We start from the raw sequence: 13,896 nt of genomic DNA on the forward strand, positions 1-13,896 counted from the left end.
AGATCGGGCACGGTCGGGACCCACGGCGCAGGCGCGAGCGGGCGGGAGGGGCGGCGTGCAGTTCGGGATCTTCTCCGTCGGCGAGCTCGCGCCCGACCCCCGGGCCGGCCGCATGCCCGGGGAGCATGAGCGCATCCGGGCCGTGACCGCCCTCGCCGTCCGCGCGGAGGAGGCGGGCCTCGACGTCTTCGCCATCGGCGAGCACCACAAGCCGCCCTACGTCTGCTCCTCCCCGGCCACGCTGCTCGCGTACGTGGCCGCCCGCACCCGGCGGCTGATCCTCTCCACCGCCACCACCCTGATCACCACCAACGACCCGGTGCGCGTCGCCGAGGAGTACGCACTGCTCCAGCACCTGGCCGGGGGCCGCCTCGACCTGATCGCCGGACGCGGTGACACCCCCGACGTCTACCCCTGGTTCGGCCAGGACCTCCGCGAGGCCCTCGCGCTCGCCCGTGAGAACTACGCCCTGCTGCACCGGCTCTGGCGCGAGACGGACGTCGACTGGCGGGGCCGCTCACGCGCCCGCCTGGACGGCTTCACCTCCACGCCCCGCCCGCTGGACGGCGTACCGCCCTTCGTGTGGCACGCCTCGGTGCGCTCCCCGGAGGCCGCCGAGCGGGCCGCGTACTACGGCGACGGCTTCTTCGCCGCCAACCTGCTGGAGCCCGTCGAGCACTACGCCCGCCTCGTCGAGCTCTACCGCACCCGCTACGCGGAGCACGGCCACGGCACCCCCGAGCAGGCCGTCGTCGGCCTCGGCGGGCAGCTGTTCGTCCGGGCCCGCTCGCAGGACGCGCTGAGCGGGTTCCGCCCGTACTTCGACCGCTCGCCGCTGTACGCGGGGCACTGGTCGCTGGAGGAGTGCGCCGTCCGGACCCCGCTGGCCGTGGGCAGCCCCGGCGAGGTCATCGAGAAGATCCTCGGCTTCCGGGAGGCCTACGGGCACTGCCAGCGCCAGCTCTTCGCCGTGGACCACGCCGGGATCCCGCTGGAGACGGCGCTGGAGCAGATCGACATCCTGGGCGAGCACATCGTCCCGGTGCTCCGCCGGGAACTCGCCGCGACCCGCCCGCCCACCGCCCCGGCGGGCCCCCGCCACCCGGCGGCGGACCGGCCCGCGCTGGACGCCCACCCCGCAGCGGCGGACCGGCGCCCGGCCCCCGCCGCCCGGACGGCCGCCGTCCACGCGGCCCCCGCCGTCCACGCGGCGCCCGCCGTCCACCCGGCCCCCGCCGCCCGGCCGCGTCGGACACACTGATCACATGTCGATTCACCAGAACCTGCTCGGGGGCCCCGCCCCCACCCACCTGCCCGACGAGCCCGCGCCCCGCGAGGCGCTCGCCGCCGGGACCGCCCCCGCCGAGGTGGCCGCCGCGCACCCGACCTCCTCCCTCGCCTGGGCGGCCCTCGCCGACGAGGCCTTCGCCGCCGGCCGGACCGTCGAGTCGTACGCGTACGCCCGTACGGGCTACCACCGCGGCCTGGACTCGCTGCGCCGCGCCGGCTGGAAGGGCCACGGCCCGGTGCCGTGGGAGCACGAGCCGAACCGCGGCTTCCTGCGCGCCCTGCACGCCCTGGCCCGGGCCGCCGGGGCCATCGGCGAGAAGGAGGAGTACGAGCGCTGCTCGACCTTCCTGCGCGACTCCTCGCCCACCGCGGCGGACACGCTCGCGTAACGGCCGGGCCGAGTGCCCTAGAGGCGCCCCGGATCTCCTGTTTATGATGCGATGCAGGGGACCGGGGCTCCACTCACCCAATCGGAAGGAGCGGACCGCTACCCGGAAGCACGTGTCGAGGAGACAGCGATGTCGCACGCCCTTGATGCCTCCGGAGCCGGTTCGGACACCCCGAACCTCGACTTCGACGGCACGACCCCGTACGAGGACTACGTCCAGGCGGACGTCCTCACCCACCTCCAGCACCTGCGCTCGGACGATCCGGGCGAGATGGTCTTCCTGGTCACGACCCAGGTCATGGAGCTGTGGTTCACCGTCATCGTCCACGAGTGGGAGACCGCCGCCCGCGCCCTGCGCGAGGACGACATCCCGGTCGCGACGGACGCGCTGAAACGATCCCTCAGGGAGCTGGAGGCGCTCAACCACTCCTGGCGCCCGCTGGCCCACCTGACCCCCGCGCAGTTCAACTCCTACCGCGGCGCCCTCGGCGAGGGTTCCGGTTTCCAGTCCGCGATGTACCGCCGGATGGAGTTCCTCCTCGGCGACAAGTCGGCGTCCATGCTGGTCCCGCACCGCGGCGCCCCGCGCGTCCACGCCGAGCTGGAGAAGGCCCTCCACGAGCCCGGCGTCTACGACGAGACCCTGCGCCTGCTCGCCCGCCGCGGCCTGCCCGTCCCGCAGTCGGTCCTCGACCGGGACCTCTCCCAGCGGTACGAGCCCTCCGCCGCCGTCGAGGCCGTGTGGACGGAGCTCTACGCCGACCCCACGGGCGCCCACGCCGACCTGCACCGCCTCGGCGAGGTCCTCACCGACGTGGCCGAACTGGTCTGGCGCTGGCGCAACGACCACCTGGTCGCCACCCGCCGCGCGATGGGCGCCAAGACCGGTACGGGCGGCTCCGCCGGAGTGGCCTGGCTGGAGAAGCGCGCCGCGAAGAACGTGTTCCCCGAGCTCTGGACGGCCCGCAGCCATGTCTGACGCCCTCTTCAACGACCTGCGGGACCGCGCCGCCCGGCTCGACGCCGAAGACCCCCTCGGCAAGCACCGCGAGCGCTTCACCCTCCCCGACGGCGTCGTCTACCTCGACGGCAACTCCCTCGGCGCCCTCCCGGCCGGGGTCCCCGCAGCCGTGGCCGACGTGGTCGGGCGCCAGTGGGGCGAGCTGCTCATCCGGTCCTGGGACGAGAGCGGCTGGTGGACCGCCCCCGAGCGCATAGGCGACCGGATCGCCCCGCTCGTCGGCGCCGCCCCCGGGCAGGTGACCGTCGGCGACTCCACCAGCGTCAACCTGTTCAAGGCCCTCGTCGGCGCCGCCCGGCTGGCCGCGCCCGGCCGCACCAGGCTGCTCGTCGACGCCACCACCTTCCCGACGGACGGCTACATCGCCGCCTCCGCCGCCCGGATGACCGGCCTGGAGCTCGTCCCCGTCGACCCGTCCGGGGCGGCGGCCGCGATGGACGGGAGCACGGCCGTCGTGCTCCTCAACCACGTGGACTACCGCACCGGCCGGCTCCACGACCTGCCCGCCCTCACCGCCGCCGCCCACGCCGCGGGCGCGCTGATCGTCTGGGACCTCTGCCACAGCGCCGGAGCCCTCCCCGTCGGCCTCGACGCGCACGCCGTGGACCTCGCGGTCGGCTGCACGTACAAGTACCTCAACGGGGGCCCCGGCTCCCCCGCGTACCTGTACGTGGCCGAGCGCCACCAGGGTGCCTTCGACTCCCCGCTCCCCGGCTGGAACAGCCACGCCGAACCCTTCGCGATGACCCCGGAGTACACGCCCGCCCAGGGCGCGGCCCGGGCGCGCGTCGGGACCCCGGACATCCTGTCCATGCTGGCGCTGGAGTCGGCCCTCGACGTCTGGGAGGGCGTGGACGTCGAGGCCGTCCGCGCCAAGTCCCTCGCCCTGACCGACTTCTTCCTCGACTGCGTGGCGGCGTACGTCCCGCCGGGCCTGGTCGAGGTGGTCACCCCGGAGGGCCACGCCGAGCGCGGCAGCCAGGTCTCCCTGCGCACGGCCGACGCCCGCGCGGTGATGACGGAGCTCATCTCCCGGGGCATCGTGGGCGACTTCCGCGCCCCCGACGTCCTGCGCTTCGGGTTCACCCCGCTCTACGTCGGTTTCGCCGACGCCGAGCGCGCGGCGCGCACGCTGGGTCACATTTTCGGGTGACGCGGTAGCGAAACGTCACACCACGAGGCGGGCGGGGCTACGGCTCCGCCCGCCTCCGTGCGGACTCGTCCCGGCGGCTAGGGGCACGCGGCAGCCTGATACGGTCCCGCTCTGCCGGATTCACCGGAACATCTGTCCCCGCTGTCACACGCGTTACCGAGAGGTCGAGCCGATGACGGACCCCGCAGTCGAACGGGACGCCGCCGAGGCCGCCTCGGCCTTCGCACACCCCCCGGTCGCACCGGACGCGAGCGCCGCGTACGGGGAACACCCGGACCAGGTCGTCGACTTCTACGCCCCGCGCGGGGACTCCTCCGGCCCGGTGCCGCTGGTCGTCGTCCTGCACGGGGGCGCCTGGCGCGCCCCGTACGACCGTCAGCACGTCACCCCCTTCGCGGACTTCCTGGCCCGGCTCGGTTTCGCCGTCGCCAACGTGGAGTACCGGCGCGGGAGTTCCCTGCCGCACCAGGGGGCCGAGGGGCCGGTGGCCGGCCGCTGGCCGGACACCTTCGACGACGTGGCCGCCGCCATGGACGCCCTGCCCGGCCTCGTCGCCTCCGCCCTGCCCGCCGCCGACCCGCGCCGGACGGTGGTCACGGGCCACTCGGCGGGCGGCCACCTGGCCCTGTGGGCGGCGGCGCGCCACGTCCTGCCGCCCGGCTCCCCGTGGCGGCTGCCCGCGCCGCCGAGGCTGCGCGGGGTCGTGGCGCTGGCCCCGATCGCGGACTTCGAGGTCGCGGAGGAGCTCGGCGTGTGCGGCGGCGCCTCCGCCCAGCTGCTGGGCGGCCCGGCCCACTGGGACGCCCGCCGCCCGTCGGCGGACCCCGCCTCGCTCCTCCCGACGGGGATCGCCACGACGGTCGTCCAGGGCCGCGAGGACATCGTGGTCCCGCCGGCCGTGGCGGAGTCCTACGCGGCCGCCGCGGCCAAGGCGGGGGAGATCGTCGGCCTGACCATGGTCGAGGGGGTGGGCCACTTCCCGCTGATCGACCCGGCGGCGGACGCCTGCGCGGTGGTGGCGGAGGAGATCTCCCAGCTGGCCTGGTAGCGGACCGGCCTCAGTCCCACTGCCGGGCGGCCAGCGACTCCACCGGCTGCGGCTTGCCGATGACGGCCAGGGCGATGAAGAAGCCGATCTGGCCGATCGCGATGGTCAGGGTGGCCAGCGCCTTCTCGTCGTAGTGCCGGGCGGCCTGTGCGTACAGCTCGTCCGTGACCCGTTCCGCGCCCGGGGCGGCCGGCTGGAGGACGGCCTCCACCAGGGCCAGGGCGGCCCGTTCGGCGGGGTCGAAGTACGGGGAGTCCTGCCAGGAGGCGACCGAGGTGATCCGCTCCTCGGTGACCCCGGCCTTCCGGAGGAAGCCGGTGTTCAGGACCGTCAGGTAGGTGTTGCCGACGATCTGCCCCGCCCGCAGGTGGACGAGGCTCATGGTGGCGCGCGGCACCGACCGGTTGCCGGTGGCGCGGAAGAGGGCGGCGCTGATGTCGGCCAGCTCCGGTACGTACGCGCCCGGGTCGGGCATGCGGGAGACCGGGGTGGTGGTCGGGGTGTCCGTCATGGCGGGTTCCTCCCGTGTGTCGGCCGCCGCCCTGCGCGACGGCCTTCACCGCACTGACCCGTGGGAGCGCGCCGATGTGACAGGACGCCGGGGAATCCTCAGCCGATCCCGTCCTCGTCCCCGTCCTCGTCCCCGTCCTCGTCCTTCTTCTCCGGCTGGGTGTGGAGGATCTCGCGGGCCTGTTCCGCCGCCCGCATGATGCTCTCGGAGACGAAGTCGACGAACCGCGCGATGTTCTCCAGGCGGGCGCCGGCCGGGGTGGCGGCGCCGAAGACGCCCACGCCCTGACGCGCGGTCTCGGCGAGGTGGGCGGTGCCCTGGGCGCTGGCGACCATCGACTGGTACCAGACGTCGTTGTCGGCGACGTACCGCTCGCGGCGGCGCTCGTCGCGTTCCCGGCGGACGAGCCCCTGGGTCTCCAGGAAGGCGATCGCCTTGGAGATGGACGCCGGGCTGACCTGGAGCCGCTGGACGAGTTCCGCCGCGCTGAGGCTGCCGGAGTCGCTGGTGTAGAGGCAGGTCATCACGCGGGCCATCATCTTGGGCGTGCCCGTCGCGATCAGGACCGTCGTGAAGGTCTCCTCGTACGCGGCCACCGCGTCCGCGTCGCGCCCGAAGGCCAGCGGCGGGGCCTCCGCCCCGCGCGGCGCCGCCTGCTTGCGGCGGTGGGCGCGGTGCTCGGTGGCGCGGTGGGCCAGGTCGGCGCGGTAGGCGGTGGGGCCGCCGTTGCGCATGACCTCGCGGGTCACGGTCGAGGTCGGACGGTCGAGCCGTCGGGCGATCTCGGCGTAGGCGAGTCCGTCGGCCAGCCCGAGGGCGATCTGCTGGCGTTCGGGCTGGGTGAGTCTGCCTCCGGGCATTGCGGCCTCCTTGGTGGTCCGTAGCGGGGCCAGCATAGCGTTCAGTTCCAGTTCATTGCAATGAACGCCGAGGTTTCGTTGCGTTAGATTTGAAGCCGATGCAACGATTTAAAGGCTCTGAGCTGCGAAGATACAGTTCCTGCGCAACGAGTCTGTTGCCAGTCTCGCGAACGCAACTTAGCGTTTCTCCTGTCAGAAACGACTCGGAGCCCAGGAGACCACGATGCAGAAGTTCGCCGCCACCGCCGCCGTCTCGACCGTTCTCGACATCCCGGCCGGACGCATCCGGCTGATCGCCGCCGACCGCTCCGACGCCACCGTCGAGGTCCGCCCCGTGGACGCCTCCCGGAGCCGCGACGTGAAGGCCGCGGAGGAGACCACGGTCGAGTTCCGCGACGGGGTCCTGCGGATCGCCGCCGCGCCCGCCAGGAGCCAGGTCCTCGGCAGCTCCGGCTCCGTCGACGTCACCGTCGCGCTGCCCGCCGGCTCGCACGTCACGGCGATCGTGGCCGCCGCCGAGTTCCAGGGCGCCGGGCGGCTGGGCGACGTGGTCTTCGAGGGCGCGCAGGCCCGGGTCGAGCTGGAGGAGGCCGCCTCCGCCCGGCTGACCCTCCAGGCCGGCGACATCAGCCTCGGCCGCCTGGACGGCCCTGCGCAGATCGACACGCAGAAGGGCGACATCACCATCGCCGAGGCCGTCCGGGGCGCGCTCACCCTGACCACGCAGTACGGCGCCATCTCCGTCTCCACCGCCCCGGGGGTCTCCGCCACCCTCGACGCGGGCACCGGTTACGGCCGGATCCACAACGCGCTGAACAACACCGACGGCTCCGCGGCCGCCCTGACCATCCGGGCGACCACCTCCTACGGCGACATCACCGCCCGCAGCAACTGACGGCCCCGCACCGCCCGCCCCACCCGTATCGCCCGCACTGCCCGCCCCGCCCGCACCGCCCGTACGACGGGTCCACCCCATTCAAGGGAGCACACCACCATGTCCGACAACCACCGCCCCGAGCTCCAGCAGGCCATCCGGGACCTCGTCGACTCCGGCTGGGCCGGGGTGCAGCTGCGGGTGAACGACCCGCGCGGCGAGTGGGTCGGCAGCGCCGGGCTCGCCGCGCCGGGCGGCAGCGCCGAGCCGCCGGTCGACGGTCACTTCCGGATCGGCAGCAACACCAAGACCTTCACCGCGACCCTCGTCCTCCTCCTGGTCGCCGACGGCCTGCTCGAACTCGACGGCCCCGTCGCCGACCACCTCCCCGAGTACGGGCTGGACCGGCGGATCACCCTGCGGATGGTGCTCCAGCACACCAGCGGGCTGTTCAACTTCACCGGCGAGTACTACGAGGACGGGACGACCGCCCCCGGGATCGCCTGGGAGGGCCAGGAGTGGGTGGACAACCTGTTCCGCACCTACCGCCCCGAGGAACTGGTCCGGCTGGCCCTGTCCAAGCCCGCGCGGTTCGAGCCGGGCGCGGACTGGAGCTACTCCAACACCAACTACGTACTGGCCCGCCTGCTGGTCGAGAAGGTCACCGGCCGCCCGTTCGCCGAGGAGATGGGGCGCAGGATCCTCACCCCTCTGGGCCTGACGGGCACCGTGGTGCCGGAGGACTCGCCGGAGATCCCCGAGCCGCACGCCCGTGCCACGTACGCCTACCAGGACGCGGAGGAGTGGAAGACGCTCGACATCACCCGCTCGAACCCCTCCTGGATCTCCGCCGCCGGCGACATGATCTCGACCACCCGCGACCTGCACGTCTTCCTCTCCGCCCTGATGGGCGGCCGGATCCTGCCCGCCGCGCTGCTGGACGAGATGCGCACCCCGCACCCCAAGCTGGGCTACGGCCTCGGACTGTTCGTGCAGGAGACGGAGGACGGCCGCACCGTCTACACCCACAACGGCGGCATGTGGGGCTGGGGGGCGCTGATGTTCAGCTCGCCCGACGGCACCACGACCTTCACCGCCTCGCTGACCTGCGGTGAGGCCCGGCTGGACATGATGCAGGTGGGGGCGCTGTTCGGGGAGGCCCAGAAGCGGCTCGTCGCCGAGGTGTTCTGAGACGACGCGGGGACGACGGGAACGCGGGAACGCGGGGACGACGGGAACGACGGAGGGGCCGGGCACGCGTCGCGTGCCCGGCCCCTCCGTCTTCGTCCGGCTTAGAGGAACGAGTTGATCTCGATCGTCTCGGTGCGGCCGGGGCCGACGCCGATGGCGGAGATCGGGGCGCCCGACATCTCCTCCAGGGCCTTCACGTAGTTCTGCGCGTTCTTCGGCAGCTCTGCGAAGGTCTTGGCCTTGGTGATGTCCTCGGACCAGCCCGGGAGGGTTTCGTAGATCGGCTTCGCGTGGTGGAAGTCGGTCTGCGAGTAGGGCAGCTCCTCGACGCGCTTGCCGTCGATCTCGTACGCGACGCAGACCGGGATCTCCTCCCAGCCGGTCAGCACGTCGAGCTTGGTGAGGAAGAAGTCCGTCAGGCCGTTCACGCGGGTCGCGTAGCGGGCGATCGGGGCGTCGAACCAGCCGCAGCGGCGGTCACGGCCGGTGGTCACACCGCGCTCGCCGCCGATGCGGCGCAGCGCCTCGCCGTCCTCGTCGAACAGCTCGGTCGGGAACGGACCGGCGCCGACGCGCGTGGTGTAGGCCTTGAGGATGCCGATGACGCGGCTGATCTTCGTCGGGCCCACGCCGGTGCCGGTGCAGGCGCCGCCGGCGGTCGGGTTCGAGGAGGTGACGAAGGGGTACGTGCCGTGGTCGACGTCGAGCAGGGTGCCCTGGCCGCCCTCGAAGAGCACGACCTTGTCCTCGTCCAGCGCGTTGTTGAGGATCAGGGTGGTGTCGGCGACGTAGCCCTTGATCTGGTCCGCGTACTGGAGCATCTCCTCGACGATCGCGGAGGCCTCGATCGCGCGGCGGTTGTACAGCTTGGCGAGCAGCTGGTTCTTGCCCTCCAGCGCCGCCTCGACCTTCTGGGTGAGGATCGACTCGTCGTACAGGTCCTGGACCCGGATGCCGACGCGGTTGATCTTGTCCGCGTAGGTCGGGCCGATGCCGCGGCCGGTCGTACCGATCTTGCGCTTGCCGAGGAAGCGCTCGCCGACCTTGTCGAGGGTGACGTTGTACGGCGTGATGAGGTGCGCGTTGCCGCTGATGAGCAGCTTGGAGGTGTCGATGCCGCGCTCGTTCAGGCCGCGCAGCTCGGAGAGCAGGACGGCCGGGTCGACGACGACACCGTTGCCGATGACCGGCGTGCATCCGGGGGAGAGGATGCCGGAGGGGAGGAGGTGCAGCGCGTACTTCTGGTCGCCTACGACGACCGTGTGGCCGGCATTGTTGCCGCCCTGGTAGCGCACCACATAGTCAACGGAACCACCGAGCAGGTCGGTGGCCTTTCCCTTGCCCTCGTCACCCCACTGAGCTCCGAGCAGCACAAGAGCGGGCACAGGCGTACACCTCTTCCGGATGGGGCATGTCCAAGGTCAGGGGGCGTACGACGATGTACACCGCAGGCTGAGCCGTCGGACCGGTGCCCCGGAATAGACGAAGGCCCTGGCGCAATAGCGCAAGGGCCTCTTGCACAAAGATGCTACCCGAGGAAGGACCGAGGTGTCGGCTCCAGAGCCCACCATGAGCCATGCGGGCGCGCCGGTAGGCGGTCTGCTGGTGCTCGTCGACCCGGTCGCCCGCCGTCTTGACGGCGAGTCCGTGCGAATCGCGAAGGATGTGTTGTCAGCGGGGGCGGCGGCGAAAATCTGCCTCCCGGATTCGCAGGAGGAATTTGCGCGGGCCCTCGCCCGCCGGGGTCATCGGCGGCCGGTGGTGGTGGGCGACGACGGCGCGCTGGTGCGGGCCGTGGGGCTGCTGCACGGGGAGCCGGGGCCGGGGGACGGCGCGCTGTCCCTGGTGCCGGTGGGGCCCGCGGGGTCGTTGTCGCTGGCGCGGTCGCTGGGGGTGCCGCTGTCGGCGGTGTTCGCGGCGCGGGCAGCGCTGGACGGGGTGACCCGGCCTCGGGACCTGCTGGTGGACGAGTGCGGCCAGGTGGTGCTGGGCGGGCTGCGGATCGCCGCGCCGCCGGCCCCGGCCGTCCGGCGCGCCGGGGGGTACCGGTCGCTGCTGCGGACCCTGCTGCCGGCCCCGGCGGGGGCGCGGGGCGCGGTGCGGCCGGTGCAGTCGCTGCGGGTGGAGGTGGACGGGGTGGTGCTGGTGGACGAGGGCCGCCCGGTGGAGGACGTGGCGGTGCGGACGTGGGAGGACGGCGGCCCGGCGCGGGTGGTCGTCCGGTTCCCGGGCGGGGCGCCGCTGGCGGGGGCGGGGGAGGCGGTGACGGTGTCCGTCACCGGCCCCGGCTCGGCGTTCCGCTACCGCGCGGACCACGCCCCGCCGGGCCCCCCGGTCCGCCGCCGCACCTGGACCCGCCGCCCGGGGGCGTGGTCCCTGACGCTGCCACGGGGCTGACGCCGGGCGCCCCGGGGGCGGGAGCCCCCGGGGGCGCGGCGCGGGCCGGGCGGGATCCGGCGGAGGCGGCCTAGACGTCCTCGTAGGCGTCCTCGCCGGGCAGGCCGAGGGTGGCGCGGTGGTCGCGCCAGCGGTCCATCAGGCCGTGCATCTCGCGCTGGAGGAACTCGAAGAACGCCGCCGTCTCCGCCACCCGCGCCCCCGCCGGCGTGTCCCTGCCGAGGCCGGCCGCGCCCTCGCGGAGGGTCTGCTCGAAGCGGGTGAGGGCCTGGTCCCGGCGGGTGAAGGTCTGGTACCAGAGCTCGTTGTGGAGCACGTAGCGGTCCCGGCGGGAGCCCGGTTCGCGCTCCCGGCTGACCATGTCGACCTGGGCCAGGTAGGCGACGGCGCCCGATACCGCCGCCGGGCTGATCCGCAGGGCCGCGCCGAGCTCCGCCGAGGTCATCGCGCCGCCGTCGCTGGCGAGCAGGCAGGCGAAGACCCGGGCGGCCATGCGCTGCATGCCCGCCTCGGTGAGCTGCGCGGCGAACCGCTCCACGAAGCGGGAGACCGCTTCCCCGTCGCGGGTTCCTTCCCCGTCGCGGGTTCCGTCGTCGTCCATCGTCACGTCCGTCACGCCCAGAATTTTACGTGATTCGCTATCTTCACAACTTTGTGAAATGAGCGTACGTTCGGAGCCATGACGAAGGCCATCAGCGTCGCCGGGCTCCACAAGGCGTTCGGCCGCACCCGTGCGCTGGACGGGCTCGACCTGGACGTCGCGACCGGCGAGGTCCACGGATTCCTCGGCCCCAACGGCGCCGGGAAGTCCACCACCCTGCGGATCCTGCTCGGCCTGCTGCGCGCCGACGCCGGGACCGCCAACCTGCTCGGCGGCGACCCGTGGGCCGACTCCGTCGCCCTCCACCGCCGCGTCGCCTACGTCCCCGGCGACGTCACCCTCTGGCGGGACCTCACTGGCGGCGAGGTCATCGACCTCTACGGGCGTCTGCGCGGCGGCCTCGACCGGGCCCGGCGCGCCGAACTGGTCGCGCGCTTCGAACTCGACCCCACCGGCAGGGGCCGCACCTACTCCAAGGGCAACCGCCAGAAGGTCGCCCTGGTCGCCGCCTTCGCCTCCGACGCGGAACTCCTCGTCCTCGACGAGCCCACCTCCGGGCTCGACCCGCTGATGGAGGAGGTCTTCCGGGGCTGCGTCACCGAGGCCCGCGACGCCGGCCGCACCGTCCTGCTCAGCTCGCACCTGCTCAGCGAGGTCGAGGCCCTCTGCGACCGGGTCAGCATCGTCCGCGCCGGCCGCACCGTGGAGAGCGGCACCCTCGCCGCCCTGCGCCACCTCACCCGTACCTCGATCACCGCCGAGCTCGCCGGGCCGCCGAACGGCATCGCCCACCTGCCCGGCGTCCACGACGTCGAGGTGCGCGGGCGGCGGATCAGCCTCCAGGCCGACACCGACGGGCTGGACGCCGTCCTGCGCGCCCTCACCGCCTCGGGCGTGCGCTCGCTGACCGCGACCCCGCCCACGCTGGAGGAGCTCTTCCTGCGCCACTACGCCCCGGAGGGCCGGCCGGGCGGGGTGAGCGGACGGTGAACGGCCCGCTGACCGGTACGGGGACGCTGCTGCGGCTGGCGCTGCGCCGCGACCGGGTGACGGCGCCGGTCTGGGTGCTGGCGGCCGGGCTGCTGGTGGTGAGCATGCCCCGCTCGCTCGGCGCCGTGTACGCGACCGGGGCCGAACGGGCCTCCGTCGCCGCATCGATGAACGCCAACGGGTCCATGCGGGCCCTGTACGGGCCGGTGTTCGGCGAGTCCCTCGGGGCCCTCACCGCCTGGCGGGCCGGGGTCTTCGGGGCGGTGCTGGCCGCCGTGATGAGCCTGGTGATCGTCGTACGGCACACCCGCGAGGAGGAGGAGACGGGCCGTCACGAGCTGCTCTGCTCCGGGGTGGTGGGCCGCCGGGCCCCGCTGACGGCCGCGCTGCTGGCCGCGCTCGCCGCCGACGCGGCCGTGGCCCTGCTGATCGCGGGCGGGCTCGCGGGGCGGGGTGCGGCCGGGGCCCTCGCGCTCGGGCTGGGCATCGCCGGGACCGGGCTGCTGTTCGCGGCCGTGGCGGCCGTCGCCGCCCAGCTGACCGGCAGCGCCCGGGCCGCGAAGGGGACGGCGGCCGCCGCGCTGGGGGCCGCGTTCCTGCTGAGGGCGGCGGGCGACTCCGCCTCCCCGGGCGGCGGGTCGGCCCTGACCTGGAGCTCGCCGCTGGGATGGCTGGAGAACGTACGGGCCTTCGCGGGCGAACGCTGGTGGGTGCTCGGGCTGTTCGCGGCCGGGGCGGTGGCGCTGACGGCCGCCGCCTACGCGCTCGCGGGCCGCCGCGACCTGGGCACGGGCCTGCTGCCCGCCCGGCCGGGGCCGGCCGAGGGGCGCCTCGGTTCGGCGGGGGCGCTGGCCCGGCGGCTCCAGCGGGGCGCCGTACTCGGCTGGAGCGCGGGCTTCCTGACGGCCGGGCTGGTGTTCGGGGGCATGGCGGACGGGGTCGCCGAGGTGGTCGGGGGCAATGAGCGCACCCGGGAGATCATCGAGCGGATGGGCGGGCGGAGCGGGCTCACCGACGCCTTCCTCGCCGCGATGGCGGGGCTGCTGGGCATGGCCGCCGCGCTGTTCGCCGTCTCCTGCGTCCTGCGGCTGCACGGCGAGGAGGTCGGGCAGCGCGCCGAACCGCTGCTCGCGCATCCCGTCGGCCGGCTGCGCTGGGCCGGCGGCCACCTGGCCGTCGCCTTCGCGGGCCCGGCCCTGATCCTGCTGGCGGCCGGGCTCGGCCTGGGCCTCGGGCACGGCGGCGACACGGCCGCCACGGTGGGCGCCTGCCTGACGCAGCTCCCGGCGGTGTGGGTCTTCGGCGGGCTGGCCGCCCTGCTGTACGGGGCGGTCCCGCGGTACGCGCCCGCCGCGTGGGCGGTGGCCGGGGCCGCGCTGGCCCTGGGCTGGCTGGGGCCCGCCCTGGACCTGCCCCGGCCGGTGCTGGACCTCTCGCCCTTCGCCCACCTGCCGAGGCTCCCCGGCCCCGGCGGCTGGGACCCGGCGGCGCTCCTGGCCCTCACCGCCCTGGCGGCGGCCCTGACGGCGGCCGGGCTGGCGGCCCTGCGCCGCCGCGACCTGACGGCGTAGG

14 protein-coding genes are annotated in these 13,896 nt (G+C 74.2%); 10 read left to right on the forward strand and 4 right to left on the reverse strand.

From position 1 onward, the window contains the following. The first annotated feature begins 55 nt into the window (after positions 1-55). The 5 genes from AB0O29_RS01710 (at position 56) to AB0O29_RS01730 (ending at position 4,900) form a co-directional block, all read left to right on the forward strand. On the forward strand, positions 56-1,261 hold the full coding sequence (locus AB0O29_RS01710; RefSeq protein WP_365144417.1) for a CE1758 family FMN-dependent luciferase-like monooxygenase: 1,206 nt from the start codon (positions 56-58) through the stop codon (positions 1,259-1,261). A 4-nt stretch (positions 1,262-1,265) separates the two neighbouring features. Then, positions 1,266-1,679, forward strand: coding sequence for a DUF3151 domain-containing protein (locus tag AB0O29_RS01715; RefSeq protein ID WP_365144420.1), 414 nt, complete (start codon positions 1,266-1,268; stop codon positions 1,677-1,679). 129 nt (positions 1,680-1,808) lie between these two features. Then, complete coding sequence (locus tag AB0O29_RS01720; RefSeq protein ID WP_365144423.1) at positions 1,809-2,657, forward strand: tryptophan 2,3-dioxygenase family protein; 849 nt, start codon at positions 1,809-1,811, stop codon at positions 2,655-2,657. Further along, complete coding sequence (kynU, locus tag AB0O29_RS01725; RefSeq protein ID WP_365144426.1) at positions 2,650-3,852, forward strand: kynureninase; 1,203 nt, start codon at positions 2,650-2,652, stop codon at positions 3,850-3,852. The genes AB0O29_RS01720 and kynU overlap by 8 nt, the downstream gene beginning before the upstream one ends. Positions 3,853-4,024: 172 nt before the next feature. Next, a complete protein-coding gene (locus AB0O29_RS01730; RefSeq protein ID WP_365144428.1) occupies positions 4,025-4,900 on the forward strand; it encodes an alpha/beta hydrolase in 876 nt (291 codons plus the stop codon). Positions 4,901-4,910: 10 nt separating this feature from the next. Here AB0O29_RS01730 and AB0O29_RS01735 read toward each other — a convergent pair whose 3' ends face one another. Together AB0O29_RS01735 and AB0O29_RS01740 are read right to left on the reverse strand one after the other, a co-directional pair. Then, complete coding sequence (locus AB0O29_RS01735; RefSeq protein ID WP_365144431.1) at positions 4,911-5,411, reverse strand: carboxymuconolactone decarboxylase family protein; 501 nt, start codon at positions 5,409-5,411, stop codon at positions 4,911-4,913. Between the two features lie 98 nt (positions 5,412-5,509). Beyond that, positions 5,510-6,271: a helix-turn-helix domain-containing protein gene (locus AB0O29_RS01740; RefSeq protein ID WP_365144434.1), complete on the reverse strand. Its 762-nt coding sequence runs from the start codon at positions 6,269-6,271 to the stop codon at positions 5,510-5,512. A gap of 223 nt (positions 6,272-6,494) precedes the next feature. Between AB0O29_RS01740 and AB0O29_RS01745 the strand changes: the two genes are divergently transcribed. Together AB0O29_RS01745 and AB0O29_RS01750 are read left to right on the forward strand one after the other, a co-directional pair. After that, positions 6,495-7,166, forward strand: coding sequence for a DUF4097 family beta strand repeat-containing protein (locus AB0O29_RS01745; RefSeq protein WP_365144437.1), 672 nt, complete (start codon positions 6,495-6,497; stop codon positions 7,164-7,166). A gap of 99 nt (positions 7,167-7,265) precedes the next feature. Beyond that, positions 7,266-8,336: a serine hydrolase domain-containing protein gene (locus tag AB0O29_RS01750; protein ID WP_365144440.1), complete on the forward strand. Its 1,071-nt coding sequence runs from the start codon at positions 7,266-7,268 to the stop codon at positions 8,334-8,336. A gap of 101 nt (positions 8,337-8,437) precedes the next feature. Here the strand turns inward: AB0O29_RS01750 and AB0O29_RS01755 are convergent, their stop codons facing one another. After that, a complete protein-coding gene (locus AB0O29_RS01755) occupies positions 8,438-9,721 on the reverse strand; it encodes an adenylosuccinate synthase (protein ID WP_365144443.1) in 1,284 nt (427 codons plus the stop codon). 184 nt (positions 9,722-9,905) lie between these two features. Between AB0O29_RS01755 and AB0O29_RS01760 the strand changes: the two genes are divergently transcribed. After that, the gene (locus tag AB0O29_RS01760) at positions 9,906-10,733 is read left to right on the forward strand and encodes a diacylglycerol kinase (RefSeq protein ID WP_365144726.1); all 828 of its coding nucleotides are present in this window, start codon (positions 9,906-9,908) and stop codon (positions 10,731-10,733) included. A 70-nt stretch (positions 10,734-10,803) separates the two neighbouring features. Here the strand turns inward: AB0O29_RS01760 and AB0O29_RS01765 are convergent, their stop codons facing one another. Continuing rightward, complete coding sequence (locus AB0O29_RS01765) at positions 10,804-11,334, reverse strand: MarR family transcriptional regulator (RefSeq protein ID WP_365144729.1); 531 nt, start codon at positions 11,332-11,334, stop codon at positions 10,804-10,806. Between the two features lie 78 nt (positions 11,335-11,412). Between AB0O29_RS01765 and AB0O29_RS01770 the strand changes: the two genes are divergently transcribed. Both AB0O29_RS01770 and AB0O29_RS01775 read left to right on the forward strand, forming a co-directional pair. Beyond that, entirely contained in the window at positions 11,413-12,324 is a 912-nt protein-coding gene (locus tag AB0O29_RS01770; protein WP_365144445.1) for an ABC transporter ATP-binding protein, read from the forward strand. Beyond that, the gene (locus AB0O29_RS01775; protein ID WP_365144448.1) at positions 12,321-13,895 is read left to right on the forward strand and encodes an ABC transporter permease; all 1,575 of its coding nucleotides are present in this window, start codon (positions 12,321-12,323) and stop codon (positions 13,893-13,895) included. The genes AB0O29_RS01770 and AB0O29_RS01775 overlap by 4 nt, the downstream gene beginning before the upstream one ends. Position 13,896 lies beyond the last annotated feature (1 nt).

Origin of the sequence: Streptomyces sp. NPDC089915, from assembly GCF_040684675.1 — a bacterium.
In the GTDB taxonomy this organism is placed as follows: Bacteria; Actinomycetota; Actinomycetes; order Streptomycetales; family Streptomycetaceae; genus Streptomyces.